We start from the raw sequence: 18,006 nt of genomic DNA on the forward strand, positions 1-18,006 counted from the left end.
AGAAATAAGCACCCGTCATCTAGGGTGCTTATTTTTGTTGGAAAAAGTCAAATTATTTGAATATTGTGGATAATGTGTATAACTTGTGGATAATTTGTAGAAATAGAGCATAAAATAATAGGTTAAGGGAAGTGAGAGGTATGAAGATAAGAGAAATCCTGAAAGAAAAGCTTAACCAAGATAAAAAATTAAATAAAGGTAAATCCAGGAGAGGCGAATACCTCTCCTTTTATGATGTAGAAAAATTGATGAGGCATGAGTGCTACAGGAGGGTCAAGGGTGTTTTAAGGTAGAAATAAATATTATACATAAATATATAAAAGAGAGGTGGATATAAAATGAATTTAGAATCAATACCTACTAAAAAATTAATAAAGGAATTAAAAAGAAGAAAAGAAGCTAATATTTATGAAGTGAGTGATAATAGTCCTTATTATATATTAATACCTAACTTGATAGATGTGATAAATAATGGTTCTGCTACTATAATTGAGATTCACAAATAACTAGATAAGTAAAGCAGGACAGTACAAATGTCCTGCTTTACTTTAGTAATGATATTTAATTGTAAGCAATGGATCTTGTTGCCAAAAAGCATGCAAAAATGTTCTGTTTTCAATATTATCTTGTTTAATTGCCTGAGACGCTGAATTAGGAGCATTTTGACTCCAAGTTCCTGTAACGTTACTAGGAGCTACAGGAGGATCAAAAGGCATAGCAATTATAGCATGAATTTTGCTACCATTTTGCATAGAGAATGAAGCCATTGGTACTAAATTTTCTAATACAAATAAACCAGTATTATCTTTATTTATTGGTTTTGTAAATGAAAATTTGATTAATTTTGTTCCAGCAGGTATATCCTGTGAAGTCGTATATTGTGATAATTCGTAAATTTTATTGACTAATTCTTGAAGTATGCTTCTATTGTCAATAGCAGGATTCTGTAAGTACTGATCAGAAGCAGCCTTATATTGTTGCTTTAATTTTTCCAATGCTCCACTATCTATACCATCAAGAGTATACTGTAATTCAGCACCATTTTCTGTTGTCATTTTCGGTGACCACAATTCATCAGATTTCGGCAATAAAAACTTTCGAGAACTTTCCAGAGGATTTTTTAATCTTATTATGGTGGTAATCCTTGCAACATCATAGGCTTGACCAAATTGACTTGTTGGAGCGATATCAATATTTACTGCTTCTGAAACTATAGGTACGCTGATAGTCGGAGAAACTGGAGTTATGGCCATATAAAGACCTCCTTTGTATTTCAAAATATTGTAAGTAGACTATATTTGCTTACTTTTGTAAAAATAATGTTATATTACCTCCTTTTAATATAATATTCAACATAAAATATTGATATTCCTCTAAAATATAGAAATAATGTGGATAAATTATGAAGGATATTTGCTATTTTTGTAGAAATATTATACAAAAGGAGATGATATTAATGGCAACACTAAAACTTATTAGCGTAATAATAGCTGTAATTGTAGGTACGAATCAATTATTAGAGATTAACTTGAAAGAAATTCAGGTGTTTTTGAACATGACAAAAAGACCTATTAAAATGAGGTCAAAAAAAGAGACTTATATTATTTATAATTAAAAATCAACTTATTTTCGGTGATATCTCTTGACTTACTTTTGTTACTTCAAAGCCTTGAGCTTGAAGAAATAAAATAATTCTATCTATATCAGGTTGAAAATGTCGAGAAGTGTTTTCTCTTTTTAGATATTTTTCATAAATAGAATTATCAAAGGCTTCATTTTTTAAAAGCATATTATAAATACAGGTTAAAAGCATTCTTGCTATAGCAATAATTGCTCTTTTGTGCCCACGTCTTTTCTTTATACTTTCATAACGATATTTAAAGTATGGGCAGGACTTGTTTTTTATTGCTGCATTAGCACACTGAATAAGTATTGGCTTTAAATAAGCTCCGGCACGGCTTATACGAACACTTTTCTTTTTGCCAGCACTTTCATTATTTTGTGGTGTAAGACCTGCCCAAGAACACAGATGTTTAGCATCTGGAAAGACTGACATATCCACTCCAATTTCAGAAATTATAGTTGTAGCAGATTGTGTAGTTATCCCAGGGGCAGAAGCAATAAGCTCAATTTGTGACTTAAATTCACTTGAAATTAATGAAATGGCAGTATCAAGTTGAGAAATACAATTGTTAATATAATCATAATGATTCAAGCATACAGACATCTTTGCTGTTTGATTTTTAGAGATGCTTCCTTGCATAGCAATCTTAATTTCGTCAGCCTTAGATAACATACTCTTGTGTAGAAATTGAGTATAGTCTATATCTAATTTATCAGGATGCTCCATGGCATATTTAATTATAGCTGATGATGATTTACCAAAGGTATCTGATACTACGCTTGAAATCATGATATTTGAAACTGTTAATGAATTTTGGAATCTGTTTTTCTCACTTGAACGGAAATTTGTAAGTTTAAAGCGATAGCGCATAAGGTCTCGTAGTTCTCTTATGGCCTTTGGAGGAATAAAACTTCCTTTAACTAATCCATGCTTATGTAAGTCTGCAAGCCATAGAGAATCTTTTTTATCAGTTTTTTTGCCGGGAATGTTTTTAACGTACTTTGGGTTAGCCAGAGTAATATTACAGGAATCTTCAAGTATGTTATAGATAGGTATCCAGTACTTTCCGGTGCTTTCCATACAAACTTCTTTACAGTTATGCTCAGATAACCACTCTTTTAAATGGAAAAGATTCTTTGAGTAAGTACTGAATTGTTTGGTTGCATAGGTAGTGATGTTATTCTCATTGGTTGATGTTACAGTTGCAACTACAAATTTTTTGTGAACATCAATACCGCAACAAATAGGATAAACGATTTTTAACATTTATATCACCTACAAATAAAAAAATAAAGTACACAGGTGTTGACTGAATACTCATACTTTTAAACGGTCTTTGTTTAAACAAAGATTAACTTACGTGCCCTAGGGCACACTTATTTGTACTTAAAAGAGTAATCGGCACATGTTATTATACGGATTACAGTGAAGTGCAATCACACTCACCCCGCCGTGCTCTGTAGTACACCTGTATACTTGTCTATATTATTCACAGTAATTGGTAATTTTAATCACTCTTTCATTAATTTTTGTGCCTTGAGCACAGCGAAAGGAATGAATGTTATTATGAAGATAATAAATAGAATTAATCTATCAAGAAATATGTATGGATTAGTTCAATGTAATATATACACCTTTTTAGCTAAATATAAAAATACTAAAAATAGTAAGTTAAAAAAGTTTGTTATAATGCTAAAGTTCTTTTTTAGTTTTTGTAAGGTTACCCAGAAAAGTTTTGAAGAATTATGCAAAGATGCATACCCAATACTTTCTAAATCAAGGAATATATTTACAGATCATGCACAATTACAGTTTAAGGAATTAGAAACTATATTTAAAATAGAGCGAAAAAATCATTGATTTAATATATTAACACGTTAGGTCTTGATACTTAGATATCTTTATTGTATTAAATCCAAAACAAAACGAATAGGCAGGTGGTGACAATGTAGAGATGGCAGATAAGGAAACCGTAAGAAAAGAATATGAAACTGGAAAATATACTTTTAAGCAGTTGGCAGATAAATTTAATATAAGTCAGGGAACTATAAAAAGTTGGGCTAAAAGAGATAAAGATAATGGGCAACCATGGAAAAAGGTTGCAACCAAAACAAAAAACCAAAATAAAAAGGTTGCAACCGAAAAAGAAGTTGCAGTAGAAGAAAAAGAGCCTGTTTTTGAGGAAGTTCAAGAAGTTTTAAATAATCCTGAACTTACTGATAAACAAAGGCTTTTTTGTGTTATATATGCTAAGAGGCAAAACGCTACTAAAGCATATCAAAAGGTGTATAAATGCACTTATGAAACAGCAATGATATGTGGTAATAGATTGTTAAGAAATGTTAAGGTAAAAGAGCAAATCAATAAACTTTTAGAGGCTGAGTTAAATAAGGAATTTCTTAAAAGAGGACTAATTCAACAATATAAAGATATTGCCTTTTCAGATATAGGTGATTATCTTGAATTTGGAAAGAAAAAAGTACCTCAATGGACCAAAGACAAGGATGGCAAGTATATTCCTGTTATAGATCCTAACACTGGAGAACAAAAAATAAATGAATACAGCTATGTTGACTTGAAAGATAGTGTAGATTTAGATACCAGTATAATAACAGAAGTATCAGAAGGAAAAGACGGAATTAAGTTCAAGCTTGCTGATAAGATGAAAGCTATGGAGATTTTATCTAAATTGAGTAATCTGTTATCCGATGAAGAGAAGACAAAACTTGAATTAGAGTATAAGAAACTCCAAGGGGAAAAACTTAGGGTTGAGATTGAGAAGGTTAAAAATCCTGATAAGGATAAACAAAATGCTTTAGCTGATGCAGTGCTTAAAAAAATGAGTAAACGGAATGATACTGAAAATGGATAATAATTTTTGGGCAAATGTAGTTGACACCTATTATGATGATCCTATAGGCTTCTTTGAGGACATACTCAACTTTTCTCCTGATACTTGGCAGGGCAAAGCTGCAGAAAGCGTTAGGGATAATCTTAAGACAGCCATACGTTCTGGACAGGGCGTTGGGAAAAGTGCTTTAACTGCATGCTTGATGATTTGGTATATAGCTATGCATCCTTATTCACGAATAATTGCCACAGCTCCTACCAAACAACAATTGCATGATGTACTTTGGGCAGAAATAAGTAAATGGCTCACGGGGACTATACTTGATGGGAAAATTATATGGAAGAAAACCAGAGTAGAAATGAGTGGTTATGAAGCTGTATGGTATGCAACTGCTAAAACTGCTACAAGACCTGAAAATATGCAGGGTTATCATGAACAATATATGCTCTTTGTTGTTGATGAAGCTTCTGGTGTAGAAGATAAAATATTGGAGGCGATACTTGGTACATTAGGCCATGAAGATAATAGATTACTTCTTTTGGGCAATCCGACAAAGACGACTGGAGTATTCCATGATGCTTTTTATAAAGATAAAATTGATTATTATACTATTAAAGTTAATGCAAGAGATGTCAAAAGGACCAATAAGAATAACATAAAATCACTTATCAGAAAGTATGGGGAAGATTCCAATGTTGTAAGAGTGAGGGTTGATGGAGATTTTCCTAAGCAAGAGGATGATGTATTTATACCTCTTGAGTTTATAGAACAGTCCATAATGACAGAGTATATTGAATGTGAAATACAAAGCATTGATATAGGTGTGGATGTTGCTAGATTCGGAGATGATGATACTGTAATAGCTCATAAGGTGAATAATAAAATTTTGCCATTAAAAATCAGAAGAGGACAGGATCTTATGAGAACATCAGGTGATGTTCTTTTTTCATGTACCAGTTTAAAAGAAAAGTATCCTGGATTCTTTATGCATGGAGGCAAGATAAAAGTAAAAATTGATGATACAGGTCTAGGCGGTGGAGTAACTGATAGAGTTAGGGAAGTAATAAGAGATAAGAATATCAGTTGGATAGAAGTATATCCGGTTAATATGGCTCAATCTATACACCATAAATTTTACTATGATATAACAACGTATCTCTGGAGTGTAATAAGAGATTTAATTGATACTTCAGAAGGAAGAAAGTGTGAACTCATACTTCCAAATGATGATGATCTAGTAGGTCAGCTATCCTGCAGAAAATATATTTATCATTCTAGTGGGAAAATAAGACTTGAATCTAAAAAAGAAATGAAAGACAGGGGATTGAAAAGTCCCGATAGGGCAGATACAGTTACACTTGCTTGTTTGCCAGTGAGAGAAAATGCTAATGAAAGAAGGAGAGGGGGTAGAGCCGGTAAAATATGAATAATAGGGTGGTAGTAAAAAAAATAGTTGTAAATGATGCATTAGGGCAAAGTAGACAGATAGACAAAGATCCTTTTACAGGGCTGTATAACAATGGGGTTATAGCTCCACTCTATGATCCTGAACTTCTAATAAGACTACCAGAGCAAAGTGATATACTACAGCAGTGCATTGATGCTTATAAAACTAATATAGTAGGTTTTGGATATAGTTTTAAATATGATATTGATTATGATAAATCGGATGAAGCAATCAAGAAAGTATTGGATTTAGAGTGGAATAAATATGACAATTTCTTTAAGTATTGTAATTTTGATGAATCCTTTGTTGAAATCATGAAGAAGGTTATTGATGATAGGGAGAAGCTTGGATGGGGAGCTATTGAAGTTATACCAGATGTATTAGGTAATCCTGCAGGATTTGAACATATACCAGGGCATACTGTAAGAATCTGCAAAAGAGAAGATACTTTGGTTGATATTGATGTAATTATAACTGATGAAGACGGAAAAGAAGTGACTATAAAGAGGAAAAAGAAGTTTAGAAAGTTCGTCCAGATAAGAGGAATCAATACCGTTTATTTCAAAGAATTTGGGGACCCACGAGATATGGATTGCAATACTGGTGAATATGGCAAGGATATTCTAGAAGAAAGAAAAGCAACCTCGATAATGTTTTTCAATATTTACTGTCCTTATACAGAGTATGGATTACCTAGATATTTAGGAAATATATTAAATATTGAAGGCACCAGAAAGGCTCAGGAACTCAACTATAATTACTTTGATAATGGCAGACATATACCTTTAGCTGTAGTAGTTGAAAATGGTCAATTGACACAAACATCTATAGATATGCTTAAAGATTCAAAGGGCGAGAATGCACAGCATGGGTATTTAATACTTGAAGCTGAAGGATTTAAAGATGGTGATGGATTAGTAGGGACAGAAGAAAAGGCTAACAAAGTTACTATAAGATTTGAGAAATTGGCAGAAATACTTCAAGACGATGCACTGTTTCAAGAGTATTGTAAAAATAACAGGACTAATATACGGTCAGCTTATAGGCTGCCACCTATTTATACAGGTGAAAGTCAGGATTATAGCAGGGCTACAGCAGATACTGCAAGACAGCTTACAGAAGAACAGGTATTTCAACCTGAAAGAGAAGATTTAGGATTTAAGCTTAACAATCTTTTAAAATTAAAACTAGAAATTAAAAATGTTTCAATGATTTTTAAATCTCCGAGAATAACAGATAACGGAGAAATAGCAAGGGCTTTATATCCTTATATAACATGTGGTGCAGCAACTCCCAATATGGTTCTGGATGAAATGGGACAACTTCTAGGAAAAGAATTTGATCAGTTTGAGGGTGATTGGGCTAATCAACCACTGCAAATAACATTAAAGCAGCTGGATTTGCAAAAACAAGCCCAACAATTGCAAAATGCTGTTCAGAAATCAGATGAAAATAAAATACTTGAGGCTTTAAAAGATATTCAAATATCAGTAGAAGGAGCTTTAAAAGATGAGTAAGAGTGACGTGCTATTGGCATTTTCAAATGGATTAAAAAAAGCTATAGCTAAACTTGACACTGATACAAATGATTATTTTGCAAAGGTTAATGGTAATAAAATATGGATAAAGGATGCAGAACAGTTTGCCAGAGATGTTGAAAAAGCAATGATGATTTTCTTTAATAAACAAAAAGGTAATTATATATCCAAAATAAAGAGTTCTTTGAAAGATTCTGAAGTATATGAAGATATAGAAAGGGAAATAGAATCTCTTTTGTTTTCTGGTGATAGTAGTAATGAGTATATAAATGAACTAAAAGATAAGGTTCAACCTTTAATAGAAAAATATATCAAGGAATTAAGTGAAAAATGTTTAAAGAATTTAGCTGAAACTTTTAAAGCAAAGATAAAAATTCAAGATCCTGATTGGGAATATGGAGATAAAAAGCCTTCATATTTTGATGAAAAGTTATTTAATAAAAATTCTGCAGCGTGGGTTGAAAATCATGTAATTAAATTTTCTCCAGAAGTACAAAGGACAACGCATGATGCTGTAGTAAATGCTATAAAAGAAGGATATGAAGCAGGAGAGACTATAGATGAGTTGGCCGATAGACTTGATAAATTACCTGCATTTGATAGGAACAGAGCTATAAGAGTAGCGCGAACTGAAACCATAGCAGCAAGTAATGCTGGAGAATTTGAAAGCTATAACCAGAGTGATTTTGTAATAGGTAAACAATGGCTTTCATCTCATGACGGTAGGACAAGGCCAGACCATGCGGCAGCTAATGGGCAAAAGAAGAAATTAGATGAACCTTTTAATGTTGGTGGGTATAAGCTTATGTTTCCTGGGGACAGTTCATTAGGTGCTTCGGCGAAAGAAGTGATTCATTGCAGATGTACTATGGTACCAATATTTCAAGGTGAAAGTTTAGATTAGTAGGAAGGAGGAAAATGAGTGGGAGTAATTATTTTTTTCTTTATATTAAGTTGTGTTGTTATAGCCATAGGACATATATTTTATTGGGGGTTTTCAAAGAAAAACTTCCAAAGGTTAACGAATAAGGTATATGATGAGGTTACAGAGGATTTACAAGCTATAGGAAGTATACTGTTTCTTATTGGATATATGAGTTTAATAGCAAGTGTTTTGGCTTACATTATATTCTATAAAATATTTTAGAAAGGTGGGAATATACTAGTGGATTTGTTTAAAAATTGTGATGAGAAAATAGCAATTAATCTATCTTTAAAGGATGGTGCAATGCATCCTAAGGTTATTATCGGTGATCTTGATATATCAGATAGGGTGAAAGGAGTAAAAATTGTAGGAGGAGCAGGCATAATACCATCTATAGAGTTGAAATTGATACCTGAGGAGGTAGATATAACTATGGATGAGGTGCCTATATTACAGGAAAAAAATATAAAGGATTTTTCCTTAGAAGAGATTACAAAGGAAGTAGCAATAAGAATGTGTGAACAGCTTGTAAAAGATAATAGTAAAATGAGGTGGTAAATGATGCCAGCTAAAAACTTCGAAGTAAAAATAGCTAAAGTAGATGAGCAAAATCATATAGTTGAAGGGGTCGTATATAGACCATCAAAAGTATTCAAGGAAGATGGCACTCCAGAGGATTATGTTGATACCCAAGGGGATTGGGCAACCGTAGAAGATGTAAAAAAGGCATGTCATACTTTGAGTAAAAAGTTGGCTTTAACTCAGTCTATAGCTAAGGCGGGAGTTGACAAGAGCCATAATGAAAAAGGCGGCTATGGTTTTGTAGTAGAAAATTATATAGCTAAAACGGATATTCCTGATATAAATGCTAAAGCTGATGACTGGTGTGCTGCAGTGGAAGTTACAGATGATTCGACATGGCAGCAAGTTCTAAAAGGAGATATAACAGGTTTTAGTATTGGTGGTACTGCCGTTTATGTAAAGCCTAAAGAAGGAGGTGAAGGAAGTGCCGAGAATGACTGATATGGATATTAACTTTATATCTCTTGTAAAAAAGGGAGCTAATAAACAGAAAATACAGATTTATAAAAGTGACGATTATATGCCTGAAACCAATGATTCAAATGATGAGGTTAAGGGCTTTTTTAATGTGGTAAAATCATTTTTTACAGGAAAAAATATAGTGCAAAAGGCTGATAAGCCAAAGCCACCGACAGATTTTGCTGGAGCTATAGCTGCACAAGACGTATCAGATAACCTCGATAATGCTAGATGGACTTTAAGGACAGTCATGTACAATATATTGGCTGATGATACTATAACAGATAAAAAAAGCCAAATAGGTACACAGATTGATTCTTTTAAAAATTATGTATTGAATCAATTGGATCAAGTTGGCATTAAAAAATGTGCAGATCAATTAAAAGGTGAGCCTATTGAAAAAGCAGGAAAAAAAATATCCACAGCGAGGCTTGATAATATTAAAGGTGCCATAACAGCACTTCAATTAGTAGTAGATGAAGTATCTACAGAAACAGAAGGGGGAGATGGAGAAGTGAAAAAAGAGGATGTAACTGAAATAATGAAATCAGCTTTAAATGAGAGCTTGAAACCTATTACTGAAAGATTGGATAAAATTGAAAAGGAGGATTCTACTACATGTCCAAGTTGTAAGGCAGCAGTAAAACCAGAAGATAAGTTTTGTTCAAGCTGTGGTAAGGCGTTAAATGCAGCAGCGACATCTACTAAAAAAGAAGATACAGAAGATACATCTGAGATAATAAAGGCAGTTATAGAGGATGCACTAAAGCCAGTGAATGAAAGAATTGAAGCTGTTGAAAAATCAAGGGGTATATCAAAACAGGCAGAGTCCGGTAGTGATGAAATTACGGTTAAAAAAGAAAATGTATTTGCAGGATTAGATATATAAGACCAGCTAGTAAAAGTCAATAGTTAATTTAAAAAATTTATTTACTAAATTTAAGAGCAAAAAAGAGCATGGCAAACAAACCATAAAAAAATACGAACTATGGCAAATTTTTACTAAAACTAAATTGGAAATAATTTATCCAATTTGGACCATAATTAATTTGTCTAAGTGGTTAAGAAACTGATCTTGAAAAATTAGTAACATACATTTGGTTGTGCAGTTTTGGTTCACGAATTTCATAAGGCTTTTGATCTCTAAGAACTGCAAATATGTACTTTACAAGTTTGTGCATAATTGCACAAAGAGCAACTTTCTTCTTCTTACCATTTAAGTTTTTATTGCGATACTGGTAAAGAACACTGTTAATTGGTTTACCAGTTTTGGATTTTCTTATTGATGCAAGAGCAGCAGCATAAAGTGCTCTTCTACCAAAGCGTGTACCACGCTTGGACATTTTATTTTGGTCACTATTAAATTTCCCGGATTGACTAACTGAAGGGTCAATTCCAAAGAAAGCAACCATTTCTTTTGGATGCTTGAACCTTGTAGGATCGCCTATTTCACTCATTATGGTTACAGCTGTAATAAAGCCTATACCTTTGAAAGAAAGAAGCAATGCTATGTTGTTCTTAAATGAAGCAGGTGTTGAGTCATTTTTAACTGCTGATTCTATTTCATTTACTAGAGTTTCAATTTGTTCATTAATGATGTTTAAAAGCTTTATATTTATGCCTATAGTTACTTTAAAGGAATTATTGGTTATTCCTATTTGTACAGCACTTAGTGCAGCGTTTAAAAGTTTGTTATATGTGTTTGTACACCAGTCAATTGATTTACAAGAATTTTCCTTTAGTAAAGCAATTAAATCATCTTTTGGTGCATCAACAATTGCTTTAGGGGATGAAAATTTACTTAAAACTGCTAATGAAGTAACACCAGCTACGTCAGAAAAAACATTATGATATCCAGGAAAAAACGTTCTAAGATCAGAAGATAACTTTTTCTTGAACTGGGAACGGTTATCTATAAGGCTGTAGTAATCACGACAAAGTGATCTTACAGCAAATATTGGGATATCTAAATAATCAGACATTTTTATATTTTGAAATTTTGCTATGTTTGCAATAGTTAAGGCATCCATTTTATCATTTTTCACTTTTCTTATTCCTAAATTTTTGTTACTATTAGTAATAAGAGGATTTATAACGAAAGTTTCTAATTCGTTATTCTTTAGGAAGTGGAAAAGAGTTAAATGGTAAACACCAGTTGATTCCATGAAAAGTGATGGTTTCATGGAGAACTCTTTTTCCACTTTTCTCATTTCTTTGAGAAGATAAGAGAAACCATCAGAAGTGTGCATTATCTTGAAAGCCTTTCTATAAACTGCTCCATCAGGGGCTAGTATTGCAACCATAGAATAATCAGCAGAAACATCGATACCTACTACAGGTAAATTAAAAAATTTTGACATTGTAAATATCTCCTTTTCATATATTTTTGAAGATAGAACAGAGTATCCATACCTAACAGTGAGCTAACAACCTCGTTTGTGACACGAGTAATTCTTCCGCAAGGGAAGAAACTCAACCAGCTAAACATCTAATCTCACTGATGGAATGATACGCTTTTTCACGGGTATAGGAACTCCGAAGGAGTCCTCCCAGGAGGAATACATCTAACCTCTATTCAGAAGATATTATACAATGATTTAACTATTAATCAAGTTACCCTTGTGGAAGATACACTCTTATTATTTTTAGACTTACTAAAGGATATTGCAATTTCCAGAACGGAACTTGAGATGTACGAACAATAATTAATTTATATTTATAAATATCCGTTAGTAGAGATGATCTAATCTCTATTGATTGGTACAACTATATTATACGAGGAGGAATTTAACATGTCAGGTTTAAGTAATGAACAAATAATAAATAAAGCAGCAGTAACAGCCGCAGGTAAAACTACAGGGATGCTGAACCCCGAACAGTCAAGGGCTTTTTTAAAAATGGTATTTGATGATAGCTCTTTTTTAGGGGAACTTTCTCATCAGACAAGAAGAGCTACAAAAGGTACTATTGAAAAACTAGGAATTGGTAGAAGACTTTTGAGACAGCAGGTAGAGGCAACTGATACCCTCTCTGGAAAAGGTGTAGACCCAATTTTGGGTTCAGTGCCTTACAGTTGTACTGATGTAGTACTTGGTGCTGAAATATCAGAAAAATTTTTAAGAGAAAATATTGAGCAGGAAGGATTTGAAACTACTTTTATGGGAATGATAGCAACCCAGGTTAAAGTGGATATGCTTGATTTAGCTTTCAATGGAGACACTGCAGTAGATGTAGCTAATCCCGATCATGACTTCCTTGTAATTGATGATGGCATAGTAAAACAACTAGGGACAGGAGCACATATACTTGATGCAACTACTATAGGAGCAGATTTTACAGATAGCATATTTACAGGTGCATTGAGGGCTTTACCATCCAAATACTTTAATAAAGAGAAATATAGATGGATTGCCAACAATGACATGTATATAAGGTGGATTGAATATTTAAAGAAAAGAAATACAGCTGCAGGGGATATGGCTATACTTAATGGAGCTAACATAAACCCATTAAATGTTGAATGGAGGATAGTTCCAAACTTCCCTGATAACAAGATAATACTTGCAGATCCTTCAAACTTTACTATAGTAAATACCTATGATATAAACCTAAGAAAAACTGTTGAGGGCAAGGAAGCAGTATATAGAGATATGAGATTTTATGCATTGCATCTAAATATGGACACTATAATACTTGAAAAAGATGCTGTTGTGAGTGTAAATAATATTCCGCAAATTGCAGCAGCTTAATATTTGGAGGTGGAGAATATGATAAAAGTGGAATTAATTAAAAATTGTATTTATCATGCTCCTTCTCACGTCTTTGATTATAGAGACAAAAATACAAAAATTCAGGAGGTAAGTAATAAATTAGGGAAAGTACTTCTTGAATCAGGATATTTCAAAGAAGTGAAAGAGGCACCTGATAATGATTCGGGAGAAAATCAGAATCCAGGAAATAATACAGAAGAAAAACCAGGGAAGTAAGGTGTTCGATAATGGATTATATAACCTTAGAGGAATTGAAAGATATAGTGGCAAATGATCATATGGTGTTAAAGAGTGATACAGCATTGAAACTTTTGATTGATACAGGTAAGGAAATAATCGATAACTACTGTGGCAAAGAATTTACTGAACCAATTCCATCTACAGTTAAAGTCGTCAATGCAGAAATAGTCAATGTACTTTTGAATGACAGCAGTAAAGAAAGTGAATCTAATGGTGATTATTCCTATAAGGTCAATTCCAAGGCGTATGAACAGATACTTAAAAAGTTAGATGGATTCTTCGGAAATCCAGAGCCAATTAGTAAAAGCAATTCTATAAGATGTCAGGTGATATAAAATGTCTTTAATGGGAATGTTTAATCGAAGTTTCACAGTTTCCAGAACTTCAACTGATACTAATCCTGTAACTCACATTGTTGAGCCCAAAGCCCAGACATTAGGTCCATATGTCTGCAAAATAGGACGAGCAAATGGAAATGTTATTCAGTCTTCTCCCCAAGCTGTATTTACCCAATCCTTACGTCTGTACACTTTAATAAATGCCGATATAAAGACAGGTGATGTTGTTACAGTTGGCAATACTAAATATATTGTAAATAATGTATATCCTTGCAATGGACACCACATTGAAGCAGATATAACCTTTAAGCAGGAGGTGTAATATGGGTTTTGACGTAGATGGATTAGATGAATTTAAACAAGAATTGTTAAAGTTAGTCAATGAAGAATTTAAAGTAGAAAAAAAGAAAGAACTGACTAAAATAGGGTTAATGGCTGAAAGAGAAATAAAACACTTTGTTCCTGTGGATACAGGAAGGTTGAGAGCCTCAATAAATACACAACTTATAGATGAGAATACCGCAGAAGTGGGTACTAATGTCAAATATGCTAAATGGGTTAATGATGGTCATATGCTAGATTCAAGATTTATACCTAAGACATCATTACAAGCAAATGGTGGAAAGGCATGGAGAAAACTAAATATAAATACTACAGTAGAAAGTAAGGTTGGTTCCACCAGCTATATAAACGAGACTATAAAATTACCAATAACTGATAGTAGGGTAAAAGGATTTAAAACCCACCCACAATATATTTTAGGAAGACATTTCATGGAAAAAGGATTGCAAAATGCAGAACCTAAAATTATACAAGAATTAGATAACTGGTTAAACAAGCTATTTAATAAAGCAGGTGATTGACATTGGATGATTTAATAAGTGCTGTAGCTGCTGTTATAGCAAGTAAAAATTCTTATCCAATATATATAGATGACATAGGAGAGGACTTTAAAAGACCCTCTTTTTTTATTTATAGGATTTCGGATTTGGATACACCAATGAATCGCTGGACTTATAACACCAATGCAATTATTCAAATAGTATATTTTAGCCCTCTTGATGATTACTACAACATTATAAGTAAATCAGATCAGTCAGGAATTATTAATACCTTAAAGCATACTTTTATGACTGCTATGGGTATTAAGTTTGGCACTAGGTTTGCCCATTTAGAAAAGACAAATGTGGATTACACAGGAGACAAGGATATATTCTTGCAACTAATATTTAACATAACTTATGGTACTAGACAGGAACATGAACAAGCACAAAATGCCCAGCTTATGGGAGAAATCAATTTTAATATAAAGGAGTGAAAAATTGATGGGAGCACCAAGTATTAATATAGTATTTAAAGAGTTGGCAACAAGTACTATTGAACGTGGTGATCGGGGCATAGTAGTTTTACTTTTAAAAGATACGGTCCCATCTACCAATCCAATAGTAATGAGTGCTGTATCAGATATTCCTGATACACTTACGGATGCCAATAAAAATCAGATAACCCTAGCTTTTATGGGATATGTAAATCCACCTAAGCAGGTTATAGCTTATGTAGTGGCAACAGATACTACAGATTATACAGAAGCACAGCACTATCTGGAGACTATTAAATGGGACTATTTTGCTTTCCCTGAAATAGCAGATGCAGATGTTACACCTTTTGCTGCATGGATTAAAGGTTTAAGAGATAATATAGATAAAAAAGTTAAGGCAATACTTCCAAATTGTCCATCTGACCATGAGGGAGTAATTAATTATGCCAATAACAACAATAAAGAAGGGGATAAGACTTATACAGCAAAAGAGTACTGTTCCAGAGCAGCAGGGTTAATAGCAGGAACACCACTTACTATTAGCGCCACTTTTGCACCGTTAAATGAGTTGGACGATTGCGACCATTTAACTAAGGCTGAAATGGATGCTGCGGTTGATGCAGGTAAATTCATTCTAATGAATGATGGCGAAAAAGTTAAAGTTGTAAGAGCTGTAAATAGCCTGGTAACTACTACAGAGAATAAAGGCAACAAATTCAAGAAAATTAAAATAGTAGATATTATGGACCTTATGTATGGAGATATAAAGAAAACTGTAAGTGATAAGTATATAGGTAAAGTTACTAATGACTATGACCACAAAGTTTTACTTATGAGTGCTATAAGTGTTTATTTTGAGCAATTAGAAATATCGGGACTTTTAGCAAAAGGCTCCAGCAGTGTTTATATTGATTTAAAAGCGCAATCAGCCTATTTAAAAAGTGCTAACTATAAAATGCCTGACGGTAGAACAGTTGATGATATGACTACGCAGGAAATCAAGGAAGCTAATACAGGAGATAAAGTATTTATAGGCGCAGGTACAACTATATTGGATAGCATGGAAGATGTTTCTCTAAATATTGCAGTATAGGAGGTGTAGTATATGGCAAATACGGGAAATTACAATGAAGAAAAGACAATGTATGGAAACAATGGCAGCGTGTTTTTGGATGATTCACAAGTTGCAGAAGCTACAGCCCTTCAAGCCAAGTGTAAAGTAAATAAAGTAGAAGTGCCTATGTGTGGTACAAATTCAAAAAAATATAAGCATGTTGGTTGGGATGGCAGTGGCACCCTTACTTTAAATAAAGTTAGTTCCAGAATGATGTTGCTTATGGCTGATAATATGAAGAATGGAATTGAAACTGTATGTACTATAATTAGCAAAATAAGCGACCCGGGCAATGGTGGTACTGAAAGAGTTAAGCTGTCAGGGGTGAAGTTTGATGAATTGACACTAGCAGACTGGGGAGCCAACAAAATGGGAACTGAATCAGTACCTTTTACTTTTGAAGATTATGAGCTACTAGACACTATTGACCCAAGTACAATAACTTCAACAACATAAAAGCAATCATAGAGTTAGATTTACGGTTGCTTTTTTTATTGCTTTAAAATATAAAAAATAAAATTATTAGGAGGAATAAAATATGAGTAATAAAATAGATTTATTGTTAAAGGTAGATAAGAACAAATTAACTAGACCTGAGCAAGAGGTTGAAATAAAAAGGCTTTCTGAAATATTAGGAGAGCCTTTTACTGTTACTTGTCAAGCACTTACCGCTGACGAATTTAAAGAATTGGATGGTACCAAGACACCTAATGAAGATATGGTTATAAAAGGGGTTATAGATCCCGATTTTACTAACCAACAAGTAATTGAATATTATGGTGCGGTTACAGCGGCAGAAGCAATAGATGCAATATTTTTACCTGGAGAAATCACTTCCTTGGTTAAAGTTATAAGCGATTTGAGTGGTTTTGGAACTGATGCAATAAAAGAAATAAAAAACTCATCAACTCAGGTGGCGAAGTAACTCTTATGTATGAGCTATGGAAAGCCAAGCATATTACTTTACCATCTGAGTTTTGGAATGCATCGGAGGGAGATAAGATTGTATTAAGAGCCTTTCATGATTACGAAATAGAAGAAAAGAGTGAGGAAAGGAGGCGAATGTTGAATAATAAAGTTCCTGTTTTCCCAGCAGTTATCATATAATCCCTCTATAAGGAATTTTGTCATAAAATTGGACAAGATATATATTTTTTGTTACAATATTGTTGATAAAATATGAATTAAGGGGGATTAAATTATGTTTAAAAAAATATCAGTTGTTATAGGAGTACTATTCATATCGATTATTTTCGTAGGGTGCTCAAGCGAAAGTCAACCGTCGAAAGTAGGAGAAAGTAAATCAGATGTTCAAAGTACCCAAACAAAAAGCGATCAAACTCAAAACTCACAAGCAAAAACATTTAAGGTTGGCGACGTTGTGCAATTGAATGATTATAAAGTAACAGTTAATAGTGTTAGGACTTCTCAAGGGGATGATATATTTCAACCAAAGCAAGGAAATGAATTTTTATATGTAGATTGTACTATAGAAAATATTTCAAACCAGCAACAAACTGTATCATCTGTAATGATGTTTAGAGTTGAAGACAAAGATGGGAGATCTTATGAGCAGACTATTACGACAGACGGGAATGGACAATTAGATGGAGACGTAGCACCGGGTAGGAAAATAACTGGAGAGTACATAGTTGAAGTACCTCAGAACAAAACAGGACTTGACTTAGTATTCGATAGTTCATTAATTTCAGGTGGACAAGTAATTGTTAATTTAAATTAATGTGTTTAAGAGAGAACCACTCATCTGGTTCTTTTTCTTATGCCCACAAGGAGGTGGGA

The 18,006-nt window shown here is 33.1% G+C and carries 26 protein-coding genes; 23 read left to right on the plus strand and 3 right to left on the minus strand.

Features of this window, described 5'->3' with window-relative positions; genetic code table 11:
• The first annotated feature begins 140 nt into the window (after window positions 1-140).
• Together AB3K27_RS08830 and AB3K27_RS08835 are read left to right on the plus strand one after the other, a co-directional pair.
• The gene (locus AB3K27_RS08830) at window positions 141-293 is read left to right on the plus strand and encodes a hypothetical protein (protein WP_368490823.1); all 153 of its coding nucleotides are present in this window, start codon (window positions 141-143) and stop codon (window positions 291-293) included.
• Window positions 294-338: 45 nt separating this feature from the next.
• Window positions 339-506, plus strand: coding sequence for a hypothetical protein (locus AB3K27_RS08835; RefSeq protein ID WP_368490824.1), 168 nt, complete (start codon window positions 339-341; stop codon window positions 504-506).
• 42 nt (window positions 507-548) lie between these two features.
• On the opposite strand, the gene AB3K27_RS08840 is transcribed toward AB3K27_RS08835, so the two are convergent.
• Window positions 549-1,253: a hypothetical protein gene (locus AB3K27_RS08840; protein WP_368490825.1), complete on the minus strand. Its 705-nt coding sequence runs from the start codon at window positions 1,251-1,253 to the stop codon at window positions 549-551.
• Window positions 1,254-1,456: 203 nt separating this feature from the next.
• Between AB3K27_RS08840 and AB3K27_RS08845 the strand changes: the two genes are divergently transcribed.
• Window positions 1,457-1,615 (plus strand): hypothetical protein, encoded by a 159-nt coding sequence (locus AB3K27_RS08845; protein ID WP_368490826.1) that lies wholly within the window; start codon window positions 1,457-1,459, stop codon window positions 1,613-1,615.
• A gap of 3 nt (window positions 1,616-1,618) precedes the next feature.
• On the opposite strand, the gene AB3K27_RS08850 is transcribed toward AB3K27_RS08845, so the two are convergent.
• Window positions 1,619-2,890 (minus strand): IS110 family transposase, encoded by a 1,272-nt coding sequence (locus AB3K27_RS08850; RefSeq protein ID WP_368487573.1) that lies wholly within the window; start codon window positions 2,888-2,890, stop codon window positions 1,619-1,621.
• A 270-nt stretch (window positions 2,891-3,160) separates the two neighbouring features.
• Between AB3K27_RS08850 and AB3K27_RS08855 the strand changes: the two genes are divergently transcribed.
• The 9 genes from AB3K27_RS08855 (at window position 3,161) to AB3K27_RS08895 (ending at window position 10,315) form a co-directional block, all read left to right on the plus strand.
• A complete protein-coding gene (locus tag AB3K27_RS08855; RefSeq protein ID WP_368490827.1) occupies window positions 3,161-3,484 on the plus strand; it encodes a hypothetical protein in 324 nt (107 codons plus the stop codon).
• 94 nt (window positions 3,485-3,578) lie between these two features.
• Window positions 3,579-4,496, plus strand: coding sequence for a DUF1804 family protein (locus tag AB3K27_RS08860; protein ID WP_368490828.1), 918 nt, complete (start codon window positions 3,579-3,581; stop codon window positions 4,494-4,496).
• Window positions 4,489-5,901, plus strand: a complete 1,413-nt coding sequence (locus tag AB3K27_RS08865) for a DEAD/DEAH box helicase family protein (RefSeq protein WP_368490829.1) — start codon at window positions 4,489-4,491, stop codon at window positions 5,899-5,901. The genes AB3K27_RS08860 and AB3K27_RS08865 overlap by 8 nt, the downstream gene beginning before the upstream one ends.
• A complete protein-coding gene (locus AB3K27_RS08870; RefSeq protein WP_368490830.1) occupies window positions 5,898-7,439 on the plus strand; it encodes a phage portal protein in 1,542 nt (513 codons plus the stop codon). The genes AB3K27_RS08865 and AB3K27_RS08870 overlap by 4 nt, the downstream gene beginning before the upstream one ends.
• The gene (locus AB3K27_RS08875; RefSeq protein ID WP_368490831.1) at window positions 7,432-8,364 is read left to right on the plus strand and encodes a phage minor head protein; all 933 of its coding nucleotides are present in this window, start codon (window positions 7,432-7,434) and stop codon (window positions 8,362-8,364) included. The genes AB3K27_RS08870 and AB3K27_RS08875 overlap by 8 nt, the downstream gene beginning before the upstream one ends.
• An 18-nt stretch (window positions 8,365-8,382) precedes the next feature.
• Window positions 8,383-8,607, plus strand: a complete 225-nt coding sequence (locus AB3K27_RS08880) for a hypothetical protein (protein WP_368490832.1) — start codon at window positions 8,383-8,385, stop codon at window positions 8,605-8,607.
• 18 nt (window positions 8,608-8,625) lie between these two features.
• Complete coding sequence (locus AB3K27_RS08885; protein WP_368490833.1) at window positions 8,626-8,943, plus strand: hypothetical protein; 318 nt, start codon at window positions 8,626-8,628, stop codon at window positions 8,941-8,943.
• Window positions 8,944-9,408 carry an XkdF-like putative serine protease domain-containing protein gene (locus tag AB3K27_RS08890; protein WP_368490834.1) on the plus strand — a complete coding sequence of 155 codons (465 nt, stop codon included), beginning with the start codon at window positions 8,944-8,946 and terminating at the stop codon, window positions 9,406-9,408.
• Window positions 9,392-10,315, plus strand: coding sequence for a hypothetical protein (locus tag AB3K27_RS08895; RefSeq protein ID WP_368490835.1), 924 nt, complete (start codon window positions 9,392-9,394; stop codon window positions 10,313-10,315). The genes AB3K27_RS08890 and AB3K27_RS08895 overlap by 17 nt, the downstream gene beginning before the upstream one ends.
• Window positions 10,316-10,487: 172 nt before the next feature.
• On the opposite strand, the gene AB3K27_RS08900 is transcribed toward AB3K27_RS08895, so the two are convergent.
• A complete protein-coding gene (locus AB3K27_RS08900) occupies window positions 10,488-11,786 on the minus strand; it encodes an IS110 family transposase (protein ID WP_368487541.1) in 1,299 nt (432 codons plus the stop codon).
• 432 nt (window positions 11,787-12,218) lie between these two features.
• Between AB3K27_RS08900 and AB3K27_RS08905 the strand changes: the two genes are divergently transcribed.
• The 11 genes from AB3K27_RS08905 (at window position 12,219) to AB3K27_RS08955 (ending at window position 17,947) form a co-directional block, all read left to right on the plus strand.
• On the plus strand, window positions 12,219-13,175 hold the full coding sequence (locus AB3K27_RS08905) for a hypothetical protein (RefSeq protein WP_368490836.1): 957 nt from the start codon (window positions 12,219-12,221) through the stop codon (window positions 13,173-13,175).
• Between the two features lie 18 nt (window positions 13,176-13,193).
• Complete coding sequence (locus AB3K27_RS08910; RefSeq protein WP_368490837.1) at window positions 13,194-13,412, plus strand: hypothetical protein; 219 nt, start codon at window positions 13,194-13,196, stop codon at window positions 13,410-13,412.
• Between the two features lie 11 nt (window positions 13,413-13,423).
• Window positions 13,424-13,771 carry a hypothetical protein gene (locus AB3K27_RS08915; RefSeq protein WP_368490838.1) on the plus strand — a complete coding sequence of 116 codons (348 nt, stop codon included), beginning with the start codon at window positions 13,424-13,426 and terminating at the stop codon, window positions 13,769-13,771.
• A gap of 1 nt (window position 13,772) precedes the next feature.
• A complete protein-coding gene (locus AB3K27_RS08920; RefSeq protein ID WP_368490839.1) occupies window positions 13,773-14,096 on the plus strand; it encodes a DUF3599 family protein in 324 nt (107 codons plus the stop codon).
• Between the two features lies 1 nt (window position 14,097).
• The gene (locus AB3K27_RS08925; protein WP_368490840.1) at window positions 14,098-14,637 is read left to right on the plus strand and encodes an HK97 gp10 family phage protein; all 540 of its coding nucleotides are present in this window, start codon (window positions 14,098-14,100) and stop codon (window positions 14,635-14,637) included.
• Between the two features lie 2 nt (window positions 14,638-14,639).
• Complete coding sequence (locus AB3K27_RS08930) at window positions 14,640-15,092, plus strand: DUF6838 family protein (RefSeq protein WP_368490841.1); 453 nt, start codon at window positions 14,640-14,642, stop codon at window positions 15,090-15,092.
• A 7-nt stretch (window positions 15,093-15,099) separates the two neighbouring features.
• The gene (locus AB3K27_RS08935; RefSeq protein ID WP_368490842.1) at window positions 15,100-16,185 is read left to right on the plus strand and encodes a phage tail sheath subtilisin-like domain-containing protein; all 1,086 of its coding nucleotides are present in this window, start codon (window positions 15,100-15,102) and stop codon (window positions 16,183-16,185) included.
• A gap of 12 nt (window positions 16,186-16,197) precedes the next feature.
• On the plus strand, window positions 16,198-16,662 hold the full coding sequence (locus AB3K27_RS08940) for a phage tail tube protein (RefSeq protein ID WP_368490843.1): 465 nt from the start codon (window positions 16,198-16,200) through the stop codon (window positions 16,660-16,662).
• A gap of 82 nt (window positions 16,663-16,744) precedes the next feature.
• On the plus strand, window positions 16,745-17,131 hold the full coding sequence (locus tag AB3K27_RS08945; RefSeq protein WP_368490844.1) for a hypothetical protein: 387 nt from the start codon (window positions 16,745-16,747) through the stop codon (window positions 17,129-17,131).
• Between the two features lie 5 nt (window positions 17,132-17,136).
• Window positions 17,137-17,313 (plus strand): hypothetical protein, encoded by a 177-nt coding sequence (locus AB3K27_RS08950; RefSeq protein WP_368490845.1) that lies wholly within the window; start codon window positions 17,137-17,139, stop codon window positions 17,311-17,313.
• A gap of 94 nt (window positions 17,314-17,407) precedes the next feature.
• Window positions 17,408-17,947 (plus strand): DUF4352 domain-containing protein, encoded by a 540-nt coding sequence (locus AB3K27_RS08955; RefSeq protein ID WP_368490846.1) that lies wholly within the window; start codon window positions 17,408-17,410, stop codon window positions 17,945-17,947.
• Window positions 17,948-18,006 lie beyond the last annotated feature (59 nt).

This window comes from Clostridium sp. BJN0013, assembly GCF_040939125.1.
Lineage (GTDB): Bacteria > Bacillota > Clostridia > Clostridiales > Clostridiaceae > Clostridium_B.